The organism is Actinoplanes lobatus, assembly GCF_014205215.1.
Lineage (GTDB): Bacteria > Actinomycetota > Actinomycetes > Mycobacteriales > Micromonosporaceae > Actinoplanes > Actinoplanes lobatus.
The window spans coordinates 5,834,718-5,851,916 of sequence record NZ_JACHNC010000001.1 but is presented as its reverse complement, the minus strand read 5'-3'; the positions used below and the strand labels follow the sequence as shown (position 1 = coordinate 5,851,916).

Genomic DNA, 17,199 nt, shown 5'->3' with positions numbered 1-17,199 from the left:
CTCGACCTGGCGTTCGGTGAGCTGGGCGCCGACCACGTGGTGGCGTTCACCGAGCCGCACCATCAGCGGTCGCGGGCGGTGATGGAGCGGCTCGGTTTCCGGTTCGACAAGGAGATCACGGTGCGTGGTCAATCGTTCGTTCGGTAAATCCCGCGGCGGGGAGCGCCCTCCGCGGACGAGCGGGTGGCCTGACCCCGTCACCATGGGCGCATGGAGGCCTCACTCACCCTGCGCCCGCCGCGGCACCGGCTGGATCGCCGGTTCATCACCTGGCGGACACTCCAGGCCGTCCTCTGGTCCATCGGCGTGCTGGGCACGCTCGGTGCGATCTGGGGGTACGCCGAGAGCGCCCGCCCATATCTGGGACCGGTGATCCTGGCCGTCGCCGTGACCTACGCGGTGAACATCACGGTGATGCCGTACGCCCGTTACCGCACGCATCGCTGGGAGGCCACCGAGGACGCCGTCTACGCGCTGTCCGGCTGGCTGACCAGGGAGTGGAAGGTGGTGCCGATCTCCCGGATCCAGAGCATCGACACCGAGATCGGGCTGTTGCAGCGGTGGCTGGGCCTCGCCTCGATCACCGTGACCACCGCCTCGTCGGAAGGCAAGATCACGATCGAGGGGGTGGACGCGAGGATCGCCGAGGAGACCGTCGACCGGTTACGTGAAGTGACCGCCGCGACCCCGGGCGACGCGACATGACCGACGGCGAAGGGTGGCGGCGGCTCAGCGTACGGGTCGTCTGGCTCGACCTGATCCGTGTCGTCATCTCGTTGGCCACCGGATATCTGGGCATCGTGGTGAGCGACGAGCCGGTGTGGGCGCTGGTGGCCGGCGCCTGCGGTGGCCTGCTGACCGCGCTGCTGGATCTGCGGCGCTGGCAGACCACCCGCTACCGGATCACGCCGGAGCGGGTGGAGATGCGTACCGGCTGGCTGTCGCGCAAGCACCGCACCGTGTCCCGGGACCGGATCCGCAGCGTGGACAGTTCGGCCCGGCTGTTGCAGCGCCTGCTCGGGCTGCGCACGGTGCACATCGGCTCGGGCGAGACGGAGTCGTCGTTCAAGCTGGACGCCCTCGACCACCGGCACGCCGCCCTGGTCCAGCGTGAACTGATGCCCGGTTCGCCCTCGGTCGATCCCGCCTCCCCCGACCCGGTTCCGGCCGTGGCACAGACGCCCACGGAGGCCGTCCTCACCCGATTCCGCCGGTCGTGGATCCCGCTGAACGTGGTGTCGGTGTGGGCCGTCTTCGCCATCGCCGGGCCGCTGTTCGGGCTGAACTGGCTGCTGCGGGCACTCGGCGTCGACCTGCCGGAGCTGGGCCGCGACCTGATCGGCTGGGACGGCCGCGGGCCGGTGGCCAACATCGCCCTGGTGCTGCTCATCGCGTACCCGCTGGGGGTCGTCGCGACGACCGTCGCGTTCCTGCTGGAGAACGGCAATTTCCGGCTGGTCCGCACCGGAACCGCCCCGGACACCGCACTGGTGACCCGGCGTGGGCTGCTCAACACCCGGACCGTGCAGCGCACCGACTCCCGGATGCGCGGCATCGCCGTGGACGAGCCGCTGGTGTGGCGCTGGCTGCGGCTGGCCCGGACGAAGGTGCTGTCGTCCGGTCTGGGCGCGGCCGCGGGTGAGGCGAGCGGCGGTGACATCCTGCCGCGGATCCGCCTGGCCGAGGCCCACGACCTGGCGGCGAAGATCCTGCCGGACGGGGCCCGCCCGCTGGAGGCCGCGCTGGCCCGGCATCCGCGTGGCGCGCTGACCCGGCGGCTCGGGATGGCGGTCTACGGTCCGGCGCTGATCTCCGGGGCGGTACTGGTGTTCACGCTGACCGGCGTCCTGCCCGGATCGTGGTGGCTGCTGCCGTTGGCGCTGATCCCGGTGACGCTTCCGTTGGCCGTGGTGGCGTATCGCTCGCTGGGTCACGCGGTCGATGGCGATTATCTGGTGGTGCGACACGGAATCCGCCACCGCCGCACGGTCGCGTTGCAGCGGCGCGCGGTGATCGGCTGGACGGTCCAGCAGTCGGTCTTCCAGCGCTGGGGTGGCCGGATGACGGTGGGTGTCGCGACGGCGGCCGGAGCGCGCCACTACGAATCTCCCGACATGAGTGAGGAGCAGGCCCTGACGTTCATCACGAAGGCGACGCCGGACCTGGCCGCCGCCTTCGTCCTCGATGACTATGTGGAGAGGTCGGGCAGCCCGAGCCGGGCGGCCACGTTGTCGGCGAACCAGTCGAAGTAGTCGGGATCGTCGGCGAACCCGGCACGGGCGGCATCCACCCAGTCGGGCCGTCGGAGCAGTTCGAGATAGATGTCGTTCGGCGACACGTCGGCGACGACGGCGGCGTCGACATACCGCAGGTAGGTGGGTGGGCGGCGGCTGAGGTGGCCCGCGTGCGCGCTGATGATCCGGTCGGCCGCGGGCAGGTCCCGGAGCGTGTGGCTCATACCGCCGCAGATGGCCAGGGTCGACAGCAGGCGTCCCGTGTGGTCGACGAGCGGGTCATCCGCCCCGGGGTCGCTGATCGCCTCGTCGAGGCGCGCGGCGATGGCGACCTTGCCGGCGAAGTATCCGTTGAGGAGGTCGCCGTCGCAGGCGTTCCGCAGCAGCCAGTCCCGGGAGGTGTGGACGCCGCGCCGGCACATCGCCTCGATGACGTAGACCCGGCCCCAGCCCGCGACGCGCTGGGCGAGCCAGCGCAGCGCCTCCTCCCCGCCGCTGCGGCGGGCCAGCGCCACGGCGGCCAGTGGCCCGTACCGCTCGGACAGCAGCCCGATGGTCTGGATCAGCGGGATGTCGCCGGGGTGGTCGCCGGCCGCCAGCAGGGCCAGGCCCACCGTGACGGCACAGCGGTCGGTGCCGTGCCGCACCAGCCATCGGCCGGCGCGGCGCACGCGTTCCGGGTCGGCGCGGGCCGCCGCCGCGCCGATGTGCTCGCTGGGATGGATGGGGACGTGGACGTCGTGAAACGCGCTGGCCAGATACCGGGGGTCGTCCAGGTTCCGGTCAAGGATCCCGGCGACCTCGGCGCCCGCAAGGCCGCGGTCCTCCGGTCCCGGCAGATATCTCCGGTGCTCCGCCTCGTCCGGGAACGGCGCACCGTCGCCGGGTAGCGGCTCGTCGGGATACCGCTGGTGGAGACGGAGGGCGTGGGTGAAGAGGGCACTCATCCGCGCGGGGAGAGCTCGATTCTGTCGATCATGGACCGGATCCTATCCCGCTACGTGCGACGGAGGCGTACCAGATAGGTCTGCGCGACGACGACCAGCGCGAGAAACGCGCCGCTGATCACCTGTTGCCAGTTGCTGTTCAGGTCACCGACCTGGTTGATCAGGTTCTGGATGACGCCGAGCAGCAGCACTCCGGCCACGGTTCCGGCGATGGTGCCCGCACCGCCGGTGAGCAGCGTCCCGCCGATCACGACGGCGGCGATGGCGTCGAGTTCCATGCCCGCTCCCAGGACGGTCACTCCTGACCCGAGTTTGGCGGCGTTGATGGTTCCGGCCAGTCCGGCCAGCAACCCCGACAAGACATAGACCCCGATTCTGGTACGCCGGACCGCGACGCCCATGAGCGCGGCGGCGTCCTCGCTGCCGCCCACCGCGTACACGGAATTGCCGAATCGCGTGCGGGACAGCACCACCATGCCGAGCAGCACGATGATCGCGACCAGCCACACCTGGTTGCCGATGCCGAGCAGGGAGCCGGTGCCGAGGGTGTGGAAGGCGTCGTTCTGGACGATGTAGGTGGTGGAGCCCTCGTCACTGACCGCGCGCATGAGGCCGCGGGCGCCGAGCAGCGCGGCCAGGGTGACGATGAACGGCGCCATCCCGGTGTAGGCGATCAGCGCCCCGTTGAGCAGCCCGATCGCACCGCAGACGGCGAGCGGCACGGCGATCGCGGCGACGAAACCGTACTGGGAGGCCCAGGCGGCGAGGACCCCGCCGAGCACGTAGAGCGACCCGACCGACAGGTCGATGCCACCCGTGATGATCACGAAGGTCATGCCGAGCGCGATCAGCATCGGTGGGGCGGCCGCGACCAGGATGGTGGCGGCGTTGTCGAGGCTGCGGAAGTTCGGGAACGCGCCGAACGCGATCAGCACCACGACGGCCAGCACGGCGAGGGCGCCCTGCCGTTGGAAGGCGGTTCCGGCCCGGCGTTGGGCGACGGCCAGTACGGTCACCTGGTCTTCCTTTCCCGGGCCGCGTAGACGGCGACGAGGATGATGGCCGCCTGGACCATCTCGGTGGTGGACGGCGGCAGGTTGTTCTTGATCATGGTGGCGATCACGAGCTGCATCAGGACGGCGCCGGCGACCGTGCCGAGGACGCGTACCCGGCCGCCGGTCAGCGGGGTGCCGCCGACGACCACCGCGGTGATCGCGGACAGTTCGATGAGCAGGCCGATCGAGGAGGCGTCGCTCGACTGGATCCGGCCGACCGACAGCAGTCCGGCGATCGCGGCGAGGACCGCGCACAGCACGTAGACGGTGATCAGGACGCGCTGGACCGGGAGCCCGGCGAGTTCGGCGGCGGGCCGGTTGCCGCCGATGGCGAGAAGCCTGCGGCCGAAGACGGTTCGCCGGACCGTGAACGCCACGACCAGGATGGCCAGGGCGGCGGTCCACACCAGCACCGGGATGCCGAGCAGATCGCCGGAGCCCAGGTAGATGAGGTCGGCGTTGCGGATGTCCCGGAGCTGCCCGTCGGAGATGACGACGGCCAGGCCGCGGCCGCCGACGAAGAGGGCGAGGGTGGCGACGATCGGTTGCAGGCCCACCTTCGCGACCAGGGCGCCGTTGATCAGGCCGACGGCCACCCCGGCCAGCAACGAGACGAGGACGGCCGCGATCACCCCGTACCCCAGATAGAGGGGTATGAGGGCCGCCGCGAGGGCCATCACCGCGCCGACCGAGAGGTCGATGCCCTCGGTGCCGATGACCAGGGCCATGCCGAGCGCCACGATGATGATCGGGGCGACCTGGATGAGCTGGATACGCAGGTTGCTGACGGTGAGGAAGTACGGGGTGAAGGCCGCGTTGTAGACGACCAGCGCCGCGATGGCGATGTAGACGCCGTACTTCGGCAGCCGGTCGGCGCGGCGGGGTGTGGTGAGGGCGAGGGTGGTCATGCGCCGGCCTCCGCGATCGTGGCGAGCAGGCTCTCGGTGGTGACGTCCTCGCCGGTGAGGACGCCGACGACGGCGCCGTCGCGGAGGACCACGACCCGGCCGGAGCCTTCGACGAGTTCCTCGGCGTCGGAGGAGACGAGCACGACGCCGAGTCCTTCGGCGGCGAGTTCGTCGATGAGCGCCTGAACTTCGGCCTTGGCGCCGACGTCGATGCCGCGGGTGGGCTCGTCGAGCAGGAGCACCTTGGGGCCGGTGGCGAGGAGGCGAGCGAGCAGCACTTTCTGCTGGTTGCCGCCGGACAGGTCGCCGACTCGCTGGTGCGGGCTGGACGCCTTGATCCGGAGCCGTGTCATGAACCGGTCGACCACTTCGTCGATCTTCGTGTCCGAGACCAGGCCGAAGGTCGACATCCGGGGCAGGATGGACAGTGCGATGTTCTCCCGGATGGACAGGCCGGGGATGATGCCCTCGGCCTTGCGGTCCTCGGGTTGCACCGCGATGCCGGCGGCGACCGCCTTGACCGTGGTCGGGTGGCGCAGCGGCGTCCCGTCCACCTCGATCTCGCCACTGTCGACCGGGTAGGCGCCGGCGATCGCCTTGATGGTCTCGCTGCGGCCGGCGCCGAGCAGGCCACCGAGCCCGACGACCTCACCGGGGCGTACGCCGAAGCTGATGTCGTGCAGCCGGTTGCGGCTGCTGAGCCCGGACACGCGCAGGACCGGGGTGTCGTCGGCCGCCGCGTGGTCGCCGGTGAAGACCGTGAAACCCTCGCGGCGAACGTCGGAGACCTCACGGCCGAGCATCAGCGCGACCAGGCGGACCCGTTCCAGGTCGGCGAGTTTGCCGGTGTGCACCAGTTTTCCGTCGCGCAGGATGGTGACGGTGTCGCAGATCCGGTAGAGCTCGTCCATCCGGTGCGAGACGTAGATGATGCCGATGCCGCGTTCGTGCAGGTCCTGGATGACGCCGAAGAGCGTCTCCACCTCGCGGGGCTCCAGGGACGAGGTGGGCTCGTCCATGACGACGACCTTGGCGTCGATCATGACGGCGCGGGCCAGGGCGACCATCTGCTGGGCGCCGAGCGGCAGAGAGCCGAGCCTTTCCCGTACGTCGGTGGTGACCCCGTATCCGGCCAGGATGTCGCGGGCCTCGCGGTCCATCCGGGTGCGGTCGACGAGGCCCAGGTTCGTGCGGAGTTCGCGGCCGAGGAACAGGTTCTGGGCCACGCTCATCAGCGGGATGAGGTTGACCTCCTGGTAGATGGTCGAGATGCCGGCCCGCTGGGCGTCCATCGGCGTCGCGAAGGACACCGGCTCTCCCTGGTAGCGGAGCTCACCGGCGTCCGGACGGTAGACGCCGGTGAGCACCTTGATCAGGGTGGATTTGCCGGCGCCGTTCTCACCGACCAGCGCGTGGACCTCCCCGGGCCGCAGCGCGAACGACACGTCGTCGAGCGCCCGCACCCCGGGGAAGACCTTGGACACGCCGGCCACTTCGAGCAGCGTCACGCGTACCTCTCCTTGGTCTTGATCTGGATCAGTAAGCGCTGGCCAGGTCGGCCTTGGCGTTGCTCTCGTCGTAGGAGCGGTCGGCGATGATGATGTCCTGGCCGACCGGCTTGCCCCCGAAGAAGTCGCCCGCGGTGGAGAAGGCGAGCGGGCCGAACCGGGGGTTGGACTCGATGACCGCCGAGATCCAGCCGTCGACGATGCCCTGGACCGCGCCCTTGGTACCGTCGATCGACACGATCTTGACGTCGCCGGGCTTCTTGCCGGCGCCCTTGAGCGCGGTGACCGCGCCGAGGGCCATCTCGTCGTTCTCGCCGTAGATGCCGTTGATGTTCGGCTTGGACTGGAGCAGCTGCTCGGCGACCTTCTGGCCCTCCTCGCGGGAGAAGTTGCCGGTCTGCTCGAAGGTGATCTTGATGTCCGGGGCGATCTTCGCCATCTGGTCCTTGAAGCCACTGGTCCGCAGCGTGGTGACGTTGTTGCCGGGCGCGCCCAGCAGGATCGCCACCTCGCCCTTGTTGCCGAGCGCCTTGGCCATCTCGTCGGCGGCGCGCTTGCCCTGCTCGGCGAAGTCGGAGCCGATGAAGGTCAGGTAGTCCTTGCAGGCGGCCGCGTTGATCTTCCGGTCGATGGTGACGATCGGGATCTTCTTGGCCGAAGCCTTGGCGAACACCGAGTCCCAGCCATCCGAGTTCAGCGGCGCGATGACCAGCAGCTGCACGCCCGCGTCGATCATCTGCTCGACGTCACTGATCTGCTTGTTGAACTGCGAGTTCGCATTGGCCGTCGTCAACTGGGTGATGCCGAGCTTGGCGGCCTCGTCCTTGATCGACTGGGTTTCGGCGATCCGGAACGGGTTCGCCTCCTTCTCCGACTGCGAGAAGCCGACCTTCGCCGTCTTGAGATCGATCTTCTCGCCGCCGTGCTGGTCGATCGTGCAGGTGGCGGCGCCCGGGGCGGCCGACTGCACGACCTGCGAGGCGGCCGGCGCCGCGCCGGCGCCGGTGGCGGCCGGCTCATCCTCCGACTTGGCGCAGCCGGACACGACGAAGGTGGCGGCCAGGGCGGCGACCGCCACCCGGCGGTGGGCAGACTTCATCAACATGACTCCCCAAAACTGAACAGCGAAGCGTGAGCGCTGAGACGTTTTCAATCACAGATGAACATATCTAGGCACCAGTTAGTAATCCTGTCAATACATTCAGGTTCCGGAACCGGCCCGCCCGTACGGCCGCTACGCGCCTGGTCAGAGCGTTATGGACACGCTCTACCCACCGGTTTTCCTGGTCCTTACCGGCAACGCCGCGCACCAATAGTGAACGCGAACAATCGCAAACCAACACCCACATTCATCGGTACGCGCGACGCCGTCCCCACCGCACCAACCCCGTCCCGCCAAGCCCGGCGACCACCTGCCCGCTCCAGGCCGAAGCGCCCGACAACCGCCCGGCCGCTGGGCCGGGCAGTCACTTCGCCAGCGGGCACCGCTCTACGCGCTTGAGTGGGTGGTCCGGACGGCTGCGGGGGGCTGTTGGAACTCGCCCCCACGGCCAGCCGGGAACCGCCCGCGGCGAGGAAACCCACACCCGGAACATGCCGGCCCCACTGGTGGGGACCCGCCTCGGCGATCGGCCCGGCCGCGAATTAGATCGTGACGCCGTTTTCCAGATAGCGTGCGGTGCCGTCGGTTTTGGCCAGAACGGCCGCGGTGACCCTGCGGGCCAGCAGCGGCGACAGGCGCGCCGCGGCCTCGTCCGGTGTGCACCAGGCCCATCCACGCAGTTCGGCCTCGGGCACGACGATGTCCGCAATCTGTTGCGGCGTAAGGGTTCCGCCGTCGAAGACCAGCATCAATCCTTCGGTGCGGCCGTCGCGCGGCGGAACCCAGTCGGTCACCAGGATCCGGCCGACCGGCGTGGTCAGCGCGAGTTCCTCCGCGAGCTCGCGGACGGCCGCCGCCCGCGGCGATTCGTCGGCCTCGACCGCCCCGCCGGGAATCTCCCAATCGGGCTTGTAGGTGGGCTCGACCAGCAGCACCCGCCCCACCGGGTCGAGGAGCAGGACCCCGGCGCCCATCCGCTTGCGCGGCAATGTCGCGGTGAAATCAACCATGCCGGCACTCCATCACGAGCGGGCCGCGGATGAGAGCCGGCCAGGCCACGTCGCGATCAGATCAACCCCTTTCACCGGTACGACGTGAGCGCCTGGAACGTGCGTCCTATTGACCTGGACCTCGACCGTAACCCCAGCTGCTCCCTACCCGGCTGGCTCGGTTCTCCTCGCGGATGAGCGCATCGCGCCGCCGGTAACGGGATTCGCGCCACCGGTACCGGGATTCGCGCCACCGGTAGCGGGATTCGCGTCGGCGGTGGCGGGATTCCGGGGCAGGACGGTGATCGCGACGACGACCGCGGCCAGCAGCAGGGTGGCGCTGAGCGTGAAGGCGAGGGCGTAACCGTCGGTGAGCGACGTCGCGGTGGCGATGTCGCCGGTGCGGTGCTGGGCCGCCGTGCCGAGGGCGGCGAGACCGAGTGACGCGCCGATCTGGCGGGAGCTGTTGAGCAGGCCGGACGCCGTTCCCGCCTGCTCCGGCGGAACGCCGGCGGTCGCGGTGGAGACGACCGGGGCGAGGCAGAGTCCGAATCCGGCACTGGCGACGATCGACGGCCCGAGGACGTCGGCGGCGAAGGTCCCGTCCGGGCTGATCCGGCTGAACCAGGCGAAGCCGGCGGCGGTCAGCAGTCCGCCGGCGATGAGCAGGGTGCGCGGCGCGACCCGGTAGCCGAGTTTGACGGCCAGCACCGATCCGGCCACCACGCCGAGCGAGAACGGCAGGAACATGGCCCCGGCCAGGGCGGGCCCGATGTCCAGAACCCGTTGCAGGTAGAGCGACGCGAAGTAGAACGCGGCGGCCATCGCCGCGCCGACCAGCAGGTTGTAGCCGTTGGCGCCGGCCACCGAGCGGTTGGCGAGCAGTTCGAACCGGATCAGCGGGTCGCGGGTGGTGGCCCGTTCGACGGCCACGAACGCGGCCAGCAGCGCGACCGCGACGGCCAGGGTGATCAGGGTGGCCGCCGAGGTCCAGCCGTGCCGGTCGGTACGGACGACGCCGAACACGAGCAGAGTCATCCCGGCGGTCGCCAGGATCCCGCCGAGCACGTCGGGACGGGCGCTGGGCGCGGGCGGCCGGTCGGCGTCGACGCGCCAGGCCAGGGTGTAGGCGACGGCGGCCATCGGGACGCTGACGAACATGGTCCAGCGCCATCCGGCGTACTCGGTGAGGACGCCGCCGACGAGCACGCCGAGGGCGCCGCCCGCCGCGTTCATGGCGCTCCACACGCCGAACGCGCGGACCCGCGGCCGACCGGCCGGGAAGGCGGCGGTGAGCAGGGCCAGCGCGGCCGGGGCGACGGCCGCGGCGCCGATGCCCTGGGCGGCGCGGGCGGCGACGAGCTGGCCGGGGCTCTGGGCGAGACCGCCGGCGAGGCAGGCGAGGGCGAAGCCGGCGAGACCGGCCAGCAGCACCCGTTTCCGGCCGTAGCGGTCGGCGGCTTTACCCCCGAGCAGGAGGAGCCCGCCGAAGGTGAGGGCGTAGGCGTGGATGACCCAGGTCAGGCCGAGCGGGCTGAATCCGAGCCCGGCGGCGATGCGCGGAAGTCCGACGTTAACCACCGACAGATCCAGCGACACCATGAACTGCACGACGGCGACAGCGGCGAGAGGCGATTTTCGGAACATGTTCCGAAAGTAGCAGTGAACCCTCGCCGAGGGAAATGGCCGAAGATGGGTCCGTGCCCCGAACCGACGCATCGACCGGCCGCACCGGCCGCCCCCCGGTGACCTCCCGCGCGCAGATCATGGCCGCCGCCGGCCGCCTCATCGACCAGGACGGCTGGGAGCGGCTCACCGTCCGGCGGCTCGCCGCCGAGCTCGGCATCGGGACGACGACCCTCTATCACCACGTACGCGACAAGCAGGACCTGCTGCTGCTGATGCTGAGCGAGTACGCGGCCCAGATCCCCCGCCCCGACCTGCCGGACGACCCGCGGGAACGGATGATCGTCACCGCGGCCACCATGCACGACGCGCTCGCCGCCTGGCCGTGGGCCGCCGAGGTGGTCACCACCGACGGCCTGCTCGGGCTGGTCGGCGAGCCACTGACCGGCATGGTGGAGACCATCGTGGCCGGTGCCGTGGACTGCGGCTGCACCCGCGAGCAGGCCGTGCACGTGTTCCGCAGCATCTGGTACTACACGGTCGGCGAGCTCCTGGTCCGCATCCACTCGGCCGGCGGGCGGACGACGCTGCGGGACGTCGACTTCACCGGGTTCGACCCGGCCCGCACGCCGACCCTGGCGGCCATCGGCGACCAGTGGCGGGTCCTCGCCGCGCAGGACACCTACCGGACCGGCCTGCGGGCGCTGGTCGACGGGCTGCTCACCGGTTTTGTCGTACCCGAGGGCTAATCTCCCGGCCATGGTTCAGTGGCCCGTTCACGAGGAGTACGCGGACTTCGTCCGCGCCGAGCGTGAGGTGCTGTCCCGCCTCACCGAGCGGGCGCGGCACACCACGGACCCGGCCGGGCTGCGGGCGCTCGCCGAGGAGATCCGGCTGCGGATGGAGCGCGGGGAGCATCACGCCATCGGCAACCTGCGACGGTATCTGGACGACGTCGTCGCCGAGCTGGACGAGATCTACGACGCCGCGTTCCCGGTCGACGCCACCGCCGGCCTGGCGGAGCTGCTGTCCGGGCCGTGGCCGACGCCGCACCGCCACGGACTGCTCGCGACCCTCCTCGGCCGCGACCCACGGCACCGGATGCATCTCGACCAGCTGGTCCCGGACATCTCCGACCCGGCCCTGCTGCGGCTGCTCGTGCTCAGCCCGCTCGGCCACCTGTCCCGGTCGCCGACGGTGCGGGTGCTCGACGCCCTCCACGAGGCCGGTGAGCTGGACCGATCCGTCGTCGACCGGGCCATCGCCGACGACCTCCACCTGGACCGGGCCGTGGCCGGCCCACCCCGGGCGGCGTGCGCCGACACGGTCCTGGACCGGGTGGACGCGCTGGTCTGGGAGCTGGTCTCGGCGCCCGAGCCACCGGACTGGGACGACCTGCCCAAGGGGATCCCGCCACGGGGGCTGCGGTTCGTGCGGGCGGCGCTGGACTGGACGGGCGATCCCCGGATCGCCGCTCACCTCGGGGCCGCCGAGCTGACCGCCGACGAACTGGTGACGCTCGTCGCGCTGCTGGCTGAGCGCCCGGTCGACGACCGGCGCCGGGTGTGGGGCTGGCGGAAGGACGAGCAACTGCTCAGCCTGTTCGGGCTGGCGAGCGCCGCTCCGCTGCTGCGCCTGATCCTGGCGACACCCGACCACGAGGCGGTCCGGCACGACCGGGCCGTCCTGCTCGCCGCGATCGGCGAGGCCGGGGTGGACGACGCCCGGCGGCTGCTGGAGTTGCAGCCCAGCGAGATGGTCTCGGCGGTGCTCGGCGACAACCGGGCCGCCGTGCTGAAACGGGTGAAGCACAACGCGTTGCAGGGCATCGCCGCCTTCGGAATGCTGCCGCTCGCTCCGGACGAGACGGTCCTCGACCGCTATCTGGCGTTGCGCGCGTCCGCGAAGAAGGGAGTCAAGCTGGGGCCGAATCGTCGGCACAGTCACGCCGCCGCGATCGCGATCGCCCTCGACCATCTGGCGCAGGTGGCCGGCGTGCCGGAGCCGGCCCTGCTGGAGTGGGACTGCGAGGCGGCCCTCGCGTCGCGGGCGCCGTCCGGGGTGGACTGCGGGGAGTACCGCGTGGACCTCCGGTTCGACGGGGCCGAGCCGGTGCTGACGGTGAGCCGGGCCGGGAAGCCGCTCAGGTCGGTGCCGGCCACGGTCCGCGCCGATCCGGGCTATCAGGAGCTGCGCGAGCATCAGGAGCTGCTGCGGGACCAGGCCCGGCGGATGCGCACCGGGCTGGTGGAGCGTCTCGTCGCGACCGGGCGGACGCTTCAGCCGGACGAGCTGGCCCGCCTACGGACCCTGCCGGCCGGCGCCGCGATGCTGCCGTCACTGCTCTGGCGCGACGCCACCGGCGCGGTCGGCCTGCTCGACGACATCGACACCACCGGCCCGGTGACCGTAGTCCACCCGGTCGACCTGCTCGCGGACGGGACCCTCGCGACCTGGCAGGCGGAGATCATGCGACGGCGGCTCCAGCAGCCGGTCAAACAGGCTTTCCGGGAGGTGTACGCGCTGACCCCGGCCGAACGCGAGTCGGGTGACGTGTCGTGGCGTTTCGCGGGTCAGACCGTGGAGGGCCGGGTCGCCGCCCAGTTGCTGTCCGGGCGGGGCTGGAGCGTCGGCGGTCGGTACGCCGACCATCAGGCCACCCGGCCGGCCGGGCAGCTGACGGCCGCGCTGACCGCGGAGTTCCACGGCTACTTCGGCATGGGCGACGTCCTGGTCGACGGCGTCCGGTTCCTCGCCGACGGCAAACCGGTGCCGCTCGACGAGGTGCCCGCCGTCGTGTTCTCCGAGGTCATGCGCGACCTGGATCTGGTGGTGTCGGTCGCCGGCACGGTGCCGTGGGATTCGGCGCCGCAGGCCGCGAGCCGGGCGCAGATCCTGACCACGCTGATCGCCGCCCTGGCATTGTCCCGGGTCACCGTGGACGGCTCGTCGGCCGTGGTGCGCGGCGGCCGGGCCACCTACCGGGTGCATCTGACCAGCGGCAGCATCCACGTCGAACCGGGCGGCTACCTGTGTGTGGTGCCCGCCCGGTTCGGCGTGACCGCTCATCGTCGGCTGTTCCTGCCGTTCGCCGACGAGGACCGGATGACCAGCGTCATCCTCAGCAAGATCCTGCTGCTGGCCGAGGACGAGAAGATCACCGACCCGTCGATCCTGGCCCAGCTCGGCGCGCTGGGAGTGTCAGTGCCCGCCGACGAAGGTGGGGCGGACGACTAGGACGACCCGGTCGGGGGCGTCCTTCGGGGTGTCGGTGCCGAAGGGGGCGTTGTAGCGCTTGGCCAGTTCGACGAAGAAGCCGCCGGTCGGGTCCGGCTCGATGCGGTCGACGACACCGCGGACCTCGATGTAGCGGTACGGGTTCTCCGGGTCGATGATCGAGATCGCCACCGCCGGGTTCGCGGTGATGTTCTTGAACTTGCGGCGGAAGTTCGTGTGGGTGAAGCGGATGAACTCGCCGTCCCAGGCATACCACATGGGGTTGTTCTGGGGGGTGCCGTCTTCCCGGACGGTCGCCAGGTCGGCGAAGAGCGGCCGTTCCAGCAGGTCACGAAGCTCGTCGGGGACGATGGCGGCTGCGGTGGTCATCTGTTCTCCTTTGTGGTCGTTCCGCCGCTGGCCAACAGCGGCGTCAACCACCGTATTCCGATGGGCGCACGAGTAGTTCCCGTTTCACTGCGGAGGCCCGCTCAGCAGGTCCCACCGGTTGCCGGCGATGTCGAGGAAGACCGCGACCTTCCCGTACGGCTCGGTGCGCGGCTCCCGCACGAAGGTGACACCGGCGTCGACCATCCGCCGGTAGGTGGCGTCGAAGTCGTCGGCCCGCAGGAAGAACCCGACCCGCCCGGCCGCCTGTTCGCCGACCGCCGCGCTCTGCCGCTCCCCGTCGGCGCGGGCCAGCAGCAGGCCGGTCTGCGCGCCGGGCGGGCGGACCACCACCCACCGTTTCGGGCGGCCGTCGTTGGTGAGCGACGGCGAGTCCTCGACGAGGTCGAACCCGAGCACGCCGGTGAAGAAGGCGATGGCCGGGTCGTACTCGTCCACGATCAGGGCGACGAGATCGATCTGCACCCGGGCAGCGTAGGCGAATCTCGGTTGGCGGCACCGGTGGTGGCAGGAAACGATGTCGGCGTGGCGAACAGGACAGCGGCGGTGGCATCTATGCGCGGGCTCACGTTGGGTGACGCGTTCGGCGAGACATGGTTCTTCCGTCCCGCCGAGACATTGGAGACCGCGCTGGTGGAGCGGCGGCTCAAGGACGGTCCGTGGTTGTGGACCGACGACACCGCGATGGCGCTGTCGCTGCTGCGGATCCTGGACCGGCACGGCCGCGTCGACCAGGACGCGCTGGCCGCCGAGTTCGCCGGGGCGTACGCGGCCGACCCGTACCGCTGCTACGGGGCCTCCATGCACGACGTGCTGCGGGCGATCGGCGACGGCGAGCCGTGGCCGGTCGTGACCCGGCGGCAGTTCGACGGGATGGGCTCGTGGGGTAACGGCGCGGCGATGCGGGTGGCGCCGCTCGGTGCGTGGTTCGCCGGCGATCTGGACACTGTGGTGGCCGAGGCGGTCCGGTCCGCGGAGGTCACCCACGCGCATCCGGAGGCGACGGCCGGCGCCGTGGCGGTCGCGGTCGCGGCGGCGCTGAGCGTGCGCGGCGTCCCGGGCGGGGAGCTGATCGAGGCGGTCGCCGCGCGGGTGCCGGACGGTGAGGTGGCGTCGCGGCTGCGGCGGGCGACCCGGTTCGCGCTGTCCGCCGATCCGCGTCATGTGGCCGGGATGGTCGGGTGCGGGTCGCTGATCTCGGCCGCGGACACGGTTCCGTACGCGATCTGGTGCGCGGCCGCCAACCTGGACGATGTGACCGAGGCGCTGTGGGCGACCGCTCTGGCCGGTGGTGACGTCGACACGACGTGCGCCATCGTCGGCGGGATCGTGGCGGCCCGTACCGGTCTGGCCGGGGTGCCCGAGGCCTGGCTGGCCGCCTGCGAGCCGCTTCCGTCACCCCTGGTGATGAACCCCGGTCAGTAACCTGCCGGAATCCGATATATCTGACCTACCGCGAAGAATCCGGAGGTCAGCACATGCCCGTCATCACGATCCTTCGTCTCAAGGCCGACCCGAAAACCGTCGAGGAGACCGCCAGCGCCCATGCCGAAACGATGACCCAGATCGCCGAGGCGGGGAAGGCGGCCGGCGCCACCCGGCACACCTTCGCCGGCCGTGACGGCGAGGTCCTGGTGATCGACGAGTGGCCGGACGAGGCCACCTTCCAGGAGTTCTTCGACAGTCAGCCGGACATCCCCCGGATCATGCAGGCGGCCGGCGTCGACGGCCCGCCGGAGATCTCGTTCTACCGCAAGCTGGACACCCCCGACCAGTTCTGAGAGTCTCTGGCCCGGCGAACTCAGCCGGATCGCCGGGCCAGGTTCTTCACGGCGTCGCTTGGGCGACCGACAACATTCGACAAAGCCGGTTCACATGACGGTGGGATCATGATCGCCATGGCTGAAACCGCTGACGTCCTCATCCTCGGAGCCGGTGTCGTCGGCTCCTCGTGCGCGCTGGCGCTGGCGCGGCGCGGGCTGGATGTGCTCGTGGTCGACAAGGCGGGTGCGGCGGGCATGGGCTCGACCAGCGCTTCCAGCGCCATCGTGCGGTACGGCTTCTCCACCTGGGCCGGGGTCGCGATCGCGTGGGAGTCACGGTTCGGCTGGCAGGAGTGGGAGCAGCACCTCGGCTACCGGGACCCGAACGGAATGGCACGGTTCCACCGGGTCGGCAAGGTGGTCCTGGACGTGCCGCTGCTCGATCGCGAACGGATGGTGTCGCTGTTCGAGCGGGCCGGTGTCCCGTACGAGATCTGGGATTTCGACATGCTCTCCGAAAGGCTGCCCGGGATCGAGACGGGCTCGTTCTATCCGCCCAAGCCGGTCGGTTCCGAGGAGTTCTTCGCCGATCCGCACGGGCGGCTCGGGGCCGTCTACACACCGGACGGCGGTTACGTCGACGATCCCCGGCTGGCCGCGGCGAACCTGGCGGCGGCGGCCGGCCATCGCGGGGCCCGGTTCGCCTTCCGGCGGCGGGTGACGTCGCTGGATCGGGTGGGGGACGTCTGGCGGGCCGGTTTCGAGGGTCATCCGCCGGTCGAGGCGCCGATCGTGGTGAACGCGGCCGGTCCGTGGTCCAGCGCGGTGAACGAGATGGCCGGCGCCGGTGGGGACTTCGCCGTGACGGTCCGCCCGATGCGCCAGGAGGTGCATCACGTCGCGGCGCCGGCCGGGCTGCGCGGCGGTTTCCCGGTGATCGGGGACATGGACCTCGGGGTCTACCTGCGGCCCGAGTCGGGCGGCAACATGCTGGTCGGCGGCACGGAACCGGAATGCGACACGTTGCAGTGGATCGACGACCCGGACGCCGCCGACCTGAACGCCACTTCGGCGGGGTTCGAGGCGCAGGTGTTGCGGGCCGCGCGCCGGCTCCCCGGGATGACCGTGCCGAACCGGCCGCGGGGTATCGCCGGCGTCTACGACGTGGCCGGGGACTGGACGCCGATCTACGACCGGACCGCGGTGCCGGGCTTCTACGTCGCGATCGGCACCAGCGGGAACCAGTTCAAGAACGCGCCGGTGATCGGTTCGCTGCTGGACGCGATCATCGACGCGGTGGAGAACGGCCACGATCACGACACCGACCCGGTGCGGTTCACCTGCCCGTACACCGGCCACATCGTCGACCTGGGCGCGTTCTCCCGTAGGCGGAAGGTCAACGCGGACTCGTCCGGAACGGTGATGGGCTGATCAGCCACCGCC

The 17,199-nt window shown here is 70.8% G+C and carries 16 protein-coding genes and 1 pseudogene; 8 read left to right on the top strand and 9 right to left on the bottom strand.

Going from position 1 to position 17,199, the window contains the following annotated elements:
- Window positions 1–3 precede the first annotated feature (3 nt).
- From BJ964_RS26835 to BJ964_RS26825, 3 genes and pseudogenes are all read left to right on the top strand, one after another.
- Window positions 4–147, top strand: a pseudogene (locus tag BJ964_RS26835) (GNAT family N-acetyltransferase); the annotation flags it as partial.
- A gap of 63 nt (window positions 148–210) precedes the next feature.
- Window positions 211–705 carry a PH domain-containing protein gene (locus BJ964_RS26830; RefSeq protein ID WP_188123263.1) on the top strand — a complete coding sequence of 165 codons (495 nt, stop codon included), beginning with the start codon at window positions 211–213 and terminating at the stop codon, window positions 703–705.
- A complete protein-coding gene (locus BJ964_RS26825) occupies window positions 702–2,252 on the top strand; it encodes a PH domain-containing protein (RefSeq protein ID WP_188123262.1) in 1,551 nt (516 codons plus the stop codon). Before BJ964_RS26830 ends, BJ964_RS26825 begins: the two co-directional genes overlap by 4 nt.
- Here the strand turns inward: BJ964_RS26825 and BJ964_RS26820 are convergent.
- From BJ964_RS26820 to BJ964_RS26790, 7 genes are all read right to left on the bottom strand, one after another.
- Window positions 2,189–3,181: a hypothetical protein gene (locus BJ964_RS26820; RefSeq protein ID WP_188123261.1), complete on the bottom strand. Its 993-nt coding sequence runs from the start codon at window positions 3,179–3,181 to the stop codon at window positions 2,189–2,191. The genes BJ964_RS26825 and BJ964_RS26820 overlap by 64 nt on opposite strands.
- 50 nt (window positions 3,182–3,231) lie before the next feature.
- Entirely contained in the window at window positions 3,232–4,197 is a 966-nt protein-coding gene (locus BJ964_RS26815; protein WP_188123260.1) for an ABC transporter permease, read from the bottom strand.
- Window positions 4,194–5,144, bottom strand: a complete 951-nt coding sequence (locus BJ964_RS26810; RefSeq protein ID WP_188123259.1) for an ABC transporter permease — start codon at window positions 5,142–5,144, stop codon at window positions 4,194–4,196. The genes BJ964_RS26815 and BJ964_RS26810 overlap by 4 nt, the downstream gene beginning before the upstream one ends.
- Window positions 5,141–6,652, bottom strand: a complete 1,512-nt coding sequence (locus BJ964_RS26805) for a sugar ABC transporter ATP-binding protein (protein WP_188123258.1) — start codon at window positions 6,650–6,652, stop codon at window positions 5,141–5,143. The genes BJ964_RS26810 and BJ964_RS26805 overlap by 4 nt, the downstream gene beginning before the upstream one ends.
- Before the next feature lie 28 nt (window positions 6,653–6,680).
- Complete coding sequence (locus tag BJ964_RS26800; protein WP_188123257.1) at window positions 6,681–7,751, bottom strand: ABC transporter substrate-binding protein; 1,071 nt, start codon at window positions 7,749–7,751, stop codon at window positions 6,681–6,683.
- Between the two features lie 545 nt (window positions 7,752–8,296).
- A complete protein-coding gene (locus BJ964_RS26795; RefSeq protein ID WP_307838048.1) occupies window positions 8,297–8,764 on the bottom strand; it encodes an NUDIX domain-containing protein in 468 nt (155 codons plus the stop codon).
- Between the two features lie 144 nt (window positions 8,765–8,908).
- Window positions 8,909–10,390 (bottom strand): MFS transporter, encoded by a 1,482-nt coding sequence (locus tag BJ964_RS26790; RefSeq protein ID WP_188123256.1) that lies wholly within the window; start codon window positions 10,388–10,390, stop codon window positions 8,909–8,911.
- A gap of 53 nt (window positions 10,391–10,443) precedes the next feature.
- On the opposite strand from BJ964_RS26790, the gene BJ964_RS26785 reads away from it, so the two are divergent.
- Entirely contained in the window at window positions 10,444–11,118 is a 675-nt protein-coding gene (locus BJ964_RS26785; RefSeq protein ID WP_203832780.1) for a TetR/AcrR family transcriptional regulator, read from the top strand.
- Window positions 11,119–11,128: 10 nt separating this feature from the next.
- A complete protein-coding gene (locus BJ964_RS26780; protein WP_188123254.1) occupies window positions 11,129–13,606 on the top strand; it encodes a DUF4132 domain-containing protein in 2,478 nt (825 codons plus the stop codon).
- On the opposite strand, the gene BJ964_RS26775 is transcribed toward BJ964_RS26780, so the two are convergent.
- Both BJ964_RS26775 and BJ964_RS26770 read right to left on the bottom strand, forming a co-directional pair.
- Complete coding sequence (locus BJ964_RS26775) at window positions 13,571–13,975, bottom strand: PPOX class F420-dependent oxidoreductase (protein ID WP_188123253.1); 405 nt, start codon at window positions 13,973–13,975, stop codon at window positions 13,571–13,573. The genes BJ964_RS26780 and BJ964_RS26775 overlap by 36 nt on opposite strands.
- Before the next feature lie 84 nt (window positions 13,976–14,059).
- Entirely contained in the window at window positions 14,060–14,458 is a 399-nt protein-coding gene (locus tag BJ964_RS26770; RefSeq protein ID WP_188123252.1) for a VOC family protein, read from the bottom strand.
- 90 nt (window positions 14,459–14,548) lie between these two features.
- On the opposite strand from BJ964_RS26770, the gene BJ964_RS26765 reads away from it, so the two are divergent.
- The 3 genes from BJ964_RS26765 to BJ964_RS26755 all read left to right on the top strand — a co-directional run bounded on the left by BJ964_RS26765 (window position 14,549) and on the right by BJ964_RS26755 (window position 17,187).
- On the top strand, window positions 14,549–15,418 hold the full coding sequence (locus tag BJ964_RS26765) for an ADP-ribosylglycohydrolase family protein (protein ID WP_188127176.1): 870 nt from the start codon (window positions 14,549–14,551) through the stop codon (window positions 15,416–15,418).
- A 53-nt stretch (window positions 15,419–15,471) separates the two neighbouring features.
- Window positions 15,472–15,774: a hypothetical protein gene (locus tag BJ964_RS26760; RefSeq protein ID WP_188123251.1), complete on the top strand. Its 303-nt coding sequence runs from the start codon at window positions 15,472–15,474 to the stop codon at window positions 15,772–15,774.
- 117 nt (window positions 15,775–15,891) lie between these two features.
- Window positions 15,892–17,187: an NAD(P)/FAD-dependent oxidoreductase gene (locus tag BJ964_RS26755; RefSeq protein ID WP_188123250.1), complete on the top strand. Its 1,296-nt coding sequence runs from the start codon at window positions 15,892–15,894 to the stop codon at window positions 17,185–17,187.
- The last annotated feature ends 12 nt before the right edge of the window (window positions 17,188–17,199 follow it).

Bases quoted from the DNA above. Each gene is read 5' to 3' on its own strand.
- BJ964_RS26825 (WP_188123262.1), top strand. From the start codon at position 702: ATGACCGACGGCGAAGGGTGGCGGCGGCTCAGCGTACGGGTCGTCTGG.
- BJ964_RS26810 (WP_188123259.1), bottom strand. From the start codon at position 5,144: ATGACCACCCTCGCCCTCACCACACCCCGCCGCGCCGACCGGCTGCCG.
- BJ964_RS26830 (WP_188123263.1), top strand. From the start codon at position 211: ATGGAGGCCTCACTCACCCTGCGCCCGCCGCGGCACCGGCTGGATCGC.
- BJ964_RS26820 (WP_188123261.1), bottom strand. From the start codon at position 3,181: ATGAGTGCCCTCTTCACCCACGCCCTCCGTCTCCACCAGCGGTATCCC.
- BJ964_RS26795 (WP_307838048.1), bottom strand. From the start codon at position 8,764: ATGGTTGATTTCACCGCGACATTGCCGCGCAAGCGGATGGGCGCCGGG.
- BJ964_RS26755 (WP_188123250.1), top strand. From the start codon at position 15,892: ATGGCTGAAACCGCTGACGTCCTCATCCTCGGAGCCGGTGTCGTCGGC.
- BJ964_RS26790 (WP_188123256.1), bottom strand. From the start codon at position 10,390: ATGTTCCGAAAATCGCCTCTCGCCGCTGTCGCCGTCGTGCAGTTCATG.
- BJ964_RS26775 (WP_188123253.1), bottom strand. From the start codon at position 13,975: ATGACCACCGCAGCCGCCATCGTCCCCGACGAGCTTCGTGACCTGCTG.
- BJ964_RS26780 (WP_188123254.1), top strand. From the start codon at position 11,129: ATGGTTCAGTGGCCCGTTCACGAGGAGTACGCGGACTTCGTCCGCGCC.
- BJ964_RS26800 (WP_188123257.1), bottom strand. From the start codon at position 7,751: ATGAAGTCTGCCCACCGCCGGGTGGCGGTCGCCGCCCTGGCCGCCACC.
- BJ964_RS26765 (WP_188127176.1), top strand. From the start codon at position 14,549: ATGCGCGGGCTCACGTTGGGTGACGCGTTCGGCGAGACATGGTTCTTC.
- BJ964_RS26760 (WP_188123251.1), top strand. From the start codon at position 15,472: ATGCCCGTCATCACGATCCTTCGTCTCAAGGCCGACCCGAAAACCGTC.